General features: G+C 66.7%; 6 protein-coding genes. 3 read left to right on the forward strand and 3 right to left on the reverse strand.

Annotated features, from left to right (window positions below; translation table 11 throughout):
- Positions 1–707: 707 nt before the first annotated feature.
- Positions 708–3,605 carry a PAS domain S-box protein gene (locus BVE01S_RS15505; protein ID WP_218015936.1) on the forward strand — a complete coding sequence of 966 codons (2,898 nt, stop codon included), beginning with the start codon at positions 708–710 and terminating at the stop codon, positions 3,603–3,605.
- On the opposite strand, the gene BVE01S_RS15510 is transcribed toward BVE01S_RS15505, so the two are convergent.
- The 3 genes from BVE01S_RS15510 to BVE01S_RS15520 form a co-directional block, all read right to left on the reverse strand.
- The gene (locus BVE01S_RS15510; protein WP_066629494.1) at positions 3,602–4,570 is read right to left on the reverse strand and encodes an alpha/beta hydrolase; all 969 of its coding nucleotides are present in this window, start codon (positions 4,568–4,570) and stop codon (positions 3,602–3,604) included. The two genes, BVE01S_RS15505 and BVE01S_RS15510, sit on opposite strands and share 4 nt — an antisense overlap.
- A 134-nt stretch (positions 4,571–4,704) precedes the next feature.
- On the reverse strand, positions 4,705–5,595 hold the full coding sequence (locus tag BVE01S_RS15515) for a hypothetical protein (RefSeq protein WP_066629497.1): 891 nt from the start codon (positions 5,593–5,595) through the stop codon (positions 4,705–4,707).
- Between the two features lie 63 nt (positions 5,596–5,658).
- A complete protein-coding gene (locus BVE01S_RS15520; RefSeq protein ID WP_066629508.1) occupies positions 5,659–7,476 on the reverse strand; it encodes an ABC-F family ATP-binding cassette domain-containing protein in 1,818 nt (605 codons plus the stop codon).
- A gap of 174 nt (positions 7,477–7,650) precedes the next feature.
- Between BVE01S_RS15520 and BVE01S_RS15525 the strand changes: the two genes are divergently transcribed.
- The gene (locus BVE01S_RS15525) at positions 7,651–7,989 is read left to right on the forward strand and encodes a DMT family transporter (protein ID WP_066629518.1); all 339 of its coding nucleotides are present in this window, start codon (positions 7,651–7,653) and stop codon (positions 7,987–7,989) included.
- Positions 7,990–7,993: 4 nt separating this feature from the next.
- A partial coding sequence (locus tag BVE01S_RS17490) for a hypothetical protein (protein WP_370667879.1) occupies positions 7,994–8,088 on the forward strand: 95 nt, incomplete at its 3' end.

Genomic DNA, 8,088 nt, shown 5'->3' on the forward strand with positions numbered 1-8,088 from the left:
TGCCAGTCGATGTGGTCGTCGTGGGGCCTTCGACTAATCAGAAAATCGGGCGGCGGTTGAAGTGAAATCGGCGCCCCAATTGAGCGAGGGGACGAAGCGTGCGGGCGGACCCGTCAGCTTCGTCCCCTCGCCAAGTCCGGGTTGGACTTGGCCGTTCGGGTCTGGACCTTGGCGTCAGCGTCGTTTCGGGCGAACCCGAAAGGGCGGTCGGCTGTATCCTGTCGCGCTCCTGGTCTTCGGCGTCCCACGGCATTGCGTCCGCGTCGTCCGTCGATCCCGATCCGGTTCTCCTGTCTGCCGTCGATCCGAAGACCGTCGAAGACTGGAGCCTGGATCCCGCCTGTCGCACGTTACGATCCGAAGATCGCCCGAAGCGCCGGGTCGGAGAGCCGGGCCGGTTCGCTGGAGGTCCAGGTCTCCCTGGATTTCCGCAGCCCCGTGTCCCTTGGCCTGTTGACGTTCGGACGAAACCGGCTATGAGGCAAGCGCCCGAACTCGCCCCAGTGTGCACGACTGGCCCGGCGGCGGTGGACAAGCCTGTGAACATCGGTGGACGGATCAAATTCGCGATTGCGGATCAGCATCTTGTCTTGTCCACAGAAACGCGGCGATAGAGCCCTATGTCCGGCGTCGGACACATTGCGCTGCAACCGTGCGGCGCGCTTTGGGTTCTGTGATCAACGGACAAAAGTCCTTGGGGGAATTCGTTGTCCAACACCGGCTCTGACCACGCCTTGTCGATCGGCATCAATCGCAGCCAGCTGGCCCAGATGTTCGCCCATGCGCCGGGGTTCATGGCGCTGGTCACGGGGCCGGATCATCGGTTCGAGCTGACCAATCCCAACTACCAGAAGGTGATCGGCCACCGCGAGGTGATCGGGCGCACGGTGGGCGAGGTGCTGACCGATGCGGTGGCGCAAGGCTATCTGGATCTGCTGGACCAAGTTTACCGCAGCGGCGAGGCGCACCGGGCCGACAGCGCCCTGTACGCCGTTCAGGCCGAGCCGGGCGGCGAGGTCGTGGACCGTTACGTCGATTTCGTCTTCCAGCCGCTGAAGGAAGACGGTCGGGTCTGGGGCATTTTCATCCAGGGGATGGACGTGTCGGATCGCCACCGGGCGGACCAGGCGCTGGCGCTGAGCGAAGCGCGATACGGCGCCCTGTTCGCGGCGATGGCGACGGGGTTCTGCGTCATCGAGATGAAGTTCGACGCGGCGGATCGGCCGGTCGATTACAGGATCGTCGAGGGCAACAAGGCCTTCGAGGAGATGACCGGCCTGGTCGACCCTTACGGCAAATGGGTCAGCGAGATCGCGCCGGGGCTGGAGCAGCACTGGTTCGATCTCTACGGCGGGGTGGCGCGGACGGGCGAGCCGGTCCGTTTCGAGAACCCGGCCGACATCTTCGGTCGCTGGTATGACGTGCAGGCGCTGAGGATCGGCCAGCCGGGCGCTTGGCAGGTCGCCATCCTGTTCAACAACATCACCGAGCGCAAACAGAGCGAGACGCGTCAGAACGCGCTGCTGGAGCTGAACGACGCGATCCGCGACCTGACCGACGCCGGCGACATCGCCCAGGCCTCCGCCCAGGTTCTGGCCCGCACCATGGGCGTGAGCCGGGCCGGATACGGCACGGTGGACACGGCCGCCGAGACCATCACCATCGCCCGCGACTTCAACCAGCCGGGGGTGAGCAGCATCGCCGGCGTCCTGTCGTTCCGCGACTACGGGTCCTATATCGAGGACATCAAACGCGGCGAGACGGTGGCGATCGACGACGTTGCCCACGATCCCCGCACGGCGGATACAGCCGAGGCCCTGAGGGCCATCAGCGCCGGGTCGTTCGTCAACATGCCGCTGATGGAGCAGGGGCGGGTCGTGGCGATGGTGTTCGTCAACCATGCGACGCCGCGCCATTACACCGACAGCGATCTGCGCCTGATGCGCGACGTGGCCGAGCGGGTTCGCACGGCGACCGAGCGCGCCCGAAGCGAGGCGGCCCTGCGCGACAGTGAGGCCCAGTTCCGGGTCTTCGCCCAGGCCACGCCGATCCAGATCTGGGCCAGTTGGGCGGACGGGTCGCTGTATTGGTTCAACCCCCAGGTCTATGCCTACTCCGGCCTTGCAGAGGGCGCGTTGGACGGCACGACCGGGTGGGGCAACATCGTTCATCCGGACGACCTGGACTGGGCGTCCGAGCGATGGGTCCAGGCCCTGGCCAGCGGCCAGGTCTATGAGAACGAGTTCCGCATCCGCCGCCACGACGGCGTCTATCGCACCTTCATGGTGCGGGCCGAGCCCGTCCATGACGAAGAGGGGCGGATCCTGCGCTGGGTCGGGTCCAACACCGACATCGAGGACCTGCGCCGCCAATCGGCCGAACTGGCGCGGTTCAACGAGACGCTGGAAGAACAGGTCGCCGAACGCACCAGCGCCCTGATGCAGGCCGAGGAGGCGCTGCGCCAAAGCCAGAAGATGGAGGCGGTCGGACAGCTGACCGGCGGCATCGCCCACGACTTCAACAACCTGCTGGCCGGCATCAGCGGCAGCCTGGAACTGATCACCAACCGGATCGCGCAAGGGCGTCATGCCGAGGTGGAGCGGTTCACGGTGGCGGCGCAGGGGGCGGCGAAACGCGCGGCGGCCCTGACGCACCGGCTGCTGGCCTTCTCGCGGCGTCAGACCCTGGATCCCAAGCCGACCGATCCCAACCGCCTGATCCGCGGGATGGAGGATCTGGTGCGGCGCACGACCGGGCCGGGCATCGAGGTCGAGGTGGTCGCCGGCGCCGGCCTGTGGCCCGTGCTGATCGACGCGCACCAGCTGGAAAACGCGGTGCTGAACCTGTGCATCAATGCGCGCGACGCCATGCCGAGCGGCGGGCGTCTGACGATCGAGACCGGCAACCGCTGGATCGACGCGCGTACGGCCAAGGCCCAGGATCTGGAGCCGGGCCAATATGTCTCCATCTGCGTCAGCGACACCGGCACGGGCATGGCGCCGGAGGTGGCGGCGCGCGCGTTCGAGCCCTTCTTCACCACCAAGCCGCTGGGCGAAGGGACGGGCCTGGGCCTGTCGATGATCTATGGCTTCGTGCGCCAGTCGGGCGGGCAGGTGCGGATCTATTCCGAGGCGGGCGAGGGGGCGATGATCTGCCTGTATCTGCCGCGCCACTTCGGCGAGGTGGACGACGCCGATCTGATCCCCGAGGTCGAACAGGCCCCGCGCGCCCAGGCCGGCGAGACGGTCATGGTCGTGGATGACGAGCCGACGGTACGGATGCTGGTCGCCGAAATCCTGCATGAGCTGGGCTATCAGTGCATCGAGGCGTCGGACGGCGTGGCGGGGCTGAAGTTGCTGCAATCGGGCGCGCGGATCGACCTGCTCGTGACTGATGTGGGTCTGCCCGGCGGGATGAACGGGCGTCAGATGGCGGATGCGGCGCGGATCGATCGGCCGGACCTGAAGGTGCTTTTCATCACCGGCTATGCCGAGAATGCGGTGGTCGGCAACGGGCACCTGGATCCCGGCATGCACGTCATGACCAAGCCCTTCGCCATGGAGGCGCTGGGCAGTCGGATCCGCGAACTGATCGAGGCGAGCTAGAGCCGGGCGTTCAGCCAGGTGCGGATCGCCTTGCGCGCGCCGCGCGCGGCCGGGCCGCCGAAATGCAGGAAGCCGTGCGGGGTCTCGGGCACGCGGATCAGGTCGGCGTCCGAAGCCTCGCCCCAGCGAGTGGCCATCAACAGACTGTCCTCGAACAAAGGGTCCTGCTCGCCGGCGAGGAACAGGGCGGGCGGCAGGCCGGTCAGGTCGGCATATAGGGGCGAGACGTCGGGCTGGCGCAAGGCCGCCTCGTCGCGATCCGGCGCCAGGCGCGCCAGATCGGCCTGCATCGTCGGGCCGTTGAACAGCAGGGTCTCCGGCCCGGCCGAGCGCACGCTTTCGGTGCCCGACAAGTCGAAGACGCCGTAGGTGAAGACGCAGCCCTTCACCAGGTCGATCAGCCCCTGGTCGCGCAGGGCGACCGCGGTCAGGGCGGCCAAATGCCCGCCGGCGGATTCGCCCGCCAGAAACAGGGTCGAGGCGCCCAGTCGATCGACATTCGTGACCGTCCAATAGGCGGCGGCCAGACAGTCGGCGATGGCGGCGTCGATATAGATCTGACGCCGTTCGGACAGCAGGCGATAATCCACCGAGACGACGCAGAAGCCGTGGTGGGCCAGATGGGCGTTCAGCCGGTCGTTCAGCCCGGCGCTGCCCAGCACCCAGCCGCCGCCGTGGATGTCCAGGATGACGGCGCGGGGCGTGCCCGTCGGATGCAGGATGCGTAGAGGAACGGGGTGATCGCCGTCCGTCTGGACGATCTCGACCGTCACGCCCCGTTTCTTGAGACGCGGGGTGGTGACCCGCCCGGCGGCCGCGTCCAGCCACAGCGACAGCCGCTGGCCCGCATCGATCCGCCAGCCGTCGGTGCGCAGACGGGGCGCGCGGGCGAGGACGGCGTTGATCCGCCGCACCGCCGCCTGCTGGGGCGGGGCGAATTCGACGAGATGGCTGCGCAGGGTCATGAAGCTTGAGTGTGCAGCGGCGGCTTTGGTTTCAAGAGGGCAGACTGTCACCCTTCGCGTAAACCCTAGGATGACGTCGTCTCCTGGGCGTTTAGGGGGCGGGGTTGGGAGACGCTTAGCCTGCGCAGAACGGCCTATTGTCGTGCGTCTTGATTGTGGGCTGACCGGACCGAAATGGACACGCTCGCATAATCCGAGCTGGCCCATGACGGCCAGTTGAGCGGGATCGGTTCTCGCGCTTCAGTTTGGATCTGAAGGTCACCGCCGCGTAGCATGCCTGTGGGGTCGCGGTTTAAACCATGCGCCTGTGCAGCCGTGGCCAAGGATTCGATGGCGTCGGGCGTAGCGGGTCCGTTGACGAGGATGCTGCACTCGTCGCCGCCTCGCACATCTATCGTGCCCTGGGTTGGGTCGGCCAGGACTTCCTGAATAAGGATCGCTTCAGGTTCTATGCGCACCACCTCCGCATAGTCGGCTTCACGCCCTCGCATCAGTCGTGGGCATAGATCAAAGACGGTCAGGATCAACGCTTCAGAGAGAGGCCGCAGCTGCCTTTGTCGCTGGGAAAGACCCATTTGACCGGCTGGACCGCCCGTGGACATCACGAAAACGGAGCCCGACGGGTCTTCATCCGGCAAATCTCGCCAGCGACTGACCTCGATGAGGCGGTCACTCTTGCGCCACATGGCGTTCACGACAGCCCATTGCGATTCTGCGGTCGGAAGTCGTTCCCATCCCTCTTCAGACAAGGTGTGCAGGAGGGCGGGGATGGCGGCGAGTCCGGCTGCATCCAGCTCGATACTGCACTGCTCGTGAGCGGGGGCGTAGGTCAGTTTGACGTCCGCGCCATCCGAGGTCGTCAGGGTGCGATAAACAGAGACCTGCTGCCTCGAAGCCGCAGCGCAGTCCTCGAGAGCCAGCTGCGGTAGCAGGGTTGCGACAGGAACGGCCATCGGCTCCGAAGTCGCCTGAAGGGCGAGGACGGCCGTCGCGGCGCCCATCCAAAACGATTGCAAAACAAACATGCTCAGCCCTGCCTATTCGGCGCTGTCGTAAGCGCCCGCAACCCCAAGGAGAGAGTATAACGCCTAACTCGCCAGGGCCGCCTTCTTCTCTTCCAGTTCCAGCCATTCCAGTTCGGCGGATTCCAGCTCGGCGCGGGCTTTTTCGGCAGCCTTCATGGCGGCGTCGAAGGCTTTGGGGTCGCGGGCGTAGAGGCCGGGGTCGGCCAGGGTCGCGTCGTGTTTCGCGATGGTCGCGGGCAACGCATCGATCAGGGCTTCCAGCTCCTTCAGGCGGTGGGCGTCCTTGAAGGAGAGTTTGGCGGTCTTCTTGGGGGCGACGGCGGGCGGGGGCGCCTCGGCAGCGCGCTGGGCGGCGGCCTTGTCCTGGGGGCGGGGGTTCGAGCCGGGCTGGAGGAAGCCGGGGTTCTGGCGGATGAAGTCGGTCCAGCCGCCGGGAGTCTCGACGATATCTCCGCGCCCGTTCAGGGCCAGGGTCGAGGTGGACAGCCGGTCGATGAAGTCGCGGTCGTGGCTGACCAGGATCAGGGTGCCGTCATAGCCCTCCAGCAGCTCTTCCAGCTTGTCCAACGTGTCCATGTCCAGGTCGTTGGTCGGTTCGTCGAGGATCAGCATATTGGCCGGCTTGGCCAACGCCCTGGCCAGCAGCAGGCGGTTGCGCTCGCCGCCCGACAGGGTCGAGATCGGCTGGCGCAGCTGGGCCTCGGAGAACAGGAAGTCCTTGGCGTAGGCGGCGACGTGTTTGGACACGCCGCGCACCAGAATGCTGTCGCCGCCGCCCGGCGTCAGGGCGTCCCACAGGGTCATGTCCGACTTCAGCCCCTCGCGCGACTGGTCCAGATAGACCGGCTCGAGGTTCGCGCCCATGCGCACCGTGCCCTCGTCGGGCGCCAGTTCGCCCAGCAGGGTCTTGACCAGGGTGGTCTTGCCCGCGCCGTTGGGACCGACGATGCCCAGACGATCGCCGCGGATGATGCGCGTGGTCAGGTCCTTGAACAGGGTGCGGCCGTTGAAGCCCTTTGAGACATGCTTGATCTCGGCGACCAGCTTGCCCGAGGTCGAACCGGAATCGACGCCGAGATACAGTTCGCGCGGCACGTCCTTCATCTTCTCGGCCCGTTCGGCGCGCAGCGCCTGAAGCGAGCGGGCGCGGCCCTCGTTGCGGCTACGGCGGGCAGTGATGGAGGAATAGAAGGTGGCGGTCTCGCGCTCGATGGTCTTGGTCAGGCGGCGCAGGGATTCGGCCTCTTCCTCCAGCACCTTGGAAGACCATTCGTCGAACTCGACGAAGCCCTTGTTCAGGGTGCGGACCCGACGGCCTTCCAGCCAGTGGACGGTGTTGGTGACGCGGTTCAGGAAGGCGCGGTCGTGGCTGACGACCAGCAGGGCGAACCGGGCCTGGATCAGCTCGTTCTCCAGCAGTTCGATCGCCAGGATGTCGAGGTGGTTGGTCGGCTCGTCCAGCAGCAGCAGGTCGGGTTCTTCGGCGAAGGCCTTGGCCAGCGCCGCGCGGCGGGTTTCACCGCCGGACAGGCCTTGGGTCGACTTCGTCGGGTTCAGGCCGAAGGTCTCCAGCCAGCTTTCGGCCGTCCAGGTCTCGGCCTCGCCCGATGACGCATAGTCCAGCAGGGTCTCGCCGGTGATCACGGGCTCTTGCGGCACATAGGCGAAGCGGACGGCGGACTGGATCGAGCGGTCGCCGCTGTCCGGTTCGATCAGGCCCATGACGACCTTCATCAGGGTGGACTTGCCCGCGCCGTTGCGCCCCACCAGGGCGGCGCGGCTGCGCGGTTCGACCGCGAGGTCGACACCGTCGAAGAGGGGGCGCTGGCCGTCTTGAAGACGGACGTCCTTGAGTGCGACGAGAGGGGGTCTGGCTGCCATGTGACTTTCGATCCTCTCGGGCGACGCCGGAGAGGGAAACCGCGCACAGCGCGGCGGAGGGGGCGGAAACGGGTGTGATCTAAGGGGTTCAGGCCCATTTCGCCACTGGAAAGGCGATACGAGCCGCAGGCTGTGGATTTGCGCCCGGGCGTCGGGCCGGGCTATGGGCCTGTCATGAGCATGATCACCTGGGCCGCGCTGCTGGGCGCCATCGCGCTGGAGGTGGCGGGCACGACGATGCTGCAGTCCTCGCAGCAGTTCACGCGGGCCTGGCCGACGGCGGGCATGGCGGTCTGCTACGGCCTGGCCTTCTATCTGCTGTCGATCGCCTTGCGGCAGATGCCGGTGGGGATCGCCTATGCGATCTGGAGCGGGCTGGGGGTGGTGCTCATCTCGGTGATCGGAACGGTGGTGTTCCGCCAGCGGCTGGACCTGCCGGCGATGGTTGGGCTGGCGATGATCGTCGGCGGAGTGGTGGTGATAAACCTGTTCTCCAAGACGGTCGGGCATTGATTGAATCCTCCCCTGCGAAGCGGGGGAGGGGGACCGCGAAGCGGTGGAGGGGGCGAAGGCGCGAGCCGCATCGACCCTTTTCACACCCAGTCCGTTTCC

The organism is Brevundimonas vesicularis NBRC 12165 (genome assembly GCF_001592205.1).
GTDB lineage: Bacteria > Pseudomonadota > Alphaproteobacteria > Caulobacterales > Caulobacteraceae > Brevundimonas > Brevundimonas vesicularis.

Excerpts from the sequence above, each read along its gene's own strand:
- BVE01S_RS15510 (WP_066629494.1), bottom strand. The coding sequence starts at position 4,570 with ATGACCCTGCGCAGCCATCTCGTCGAATTCGCCCCGCCCCAGCAGGCG.
- BVE01S_RS15515 (WP_066629497.1), bottom strand. The coding sequence starts at position 5,595 with ATGTTTGTTTTGCAATCGTTTTGGATGGGCGCCGCGACGGCCGTCCTC.
- BVE01S_RS15520 (WP_066629508.1), bottom strand. The coding sequence starts at position 7,476 with ATGGCAGCCAGACCCCCTCTCGTCGCACTCAAGGACGTCCGTCTTCAA.
- BVE01S_RS15525 (WP_066629518.1), top strand. The coding sequence starts at position 7,651 with ATGAGCATGATCACCTGGGCCGCGCTGCTGGGCGCCATCGCGCTGGAG.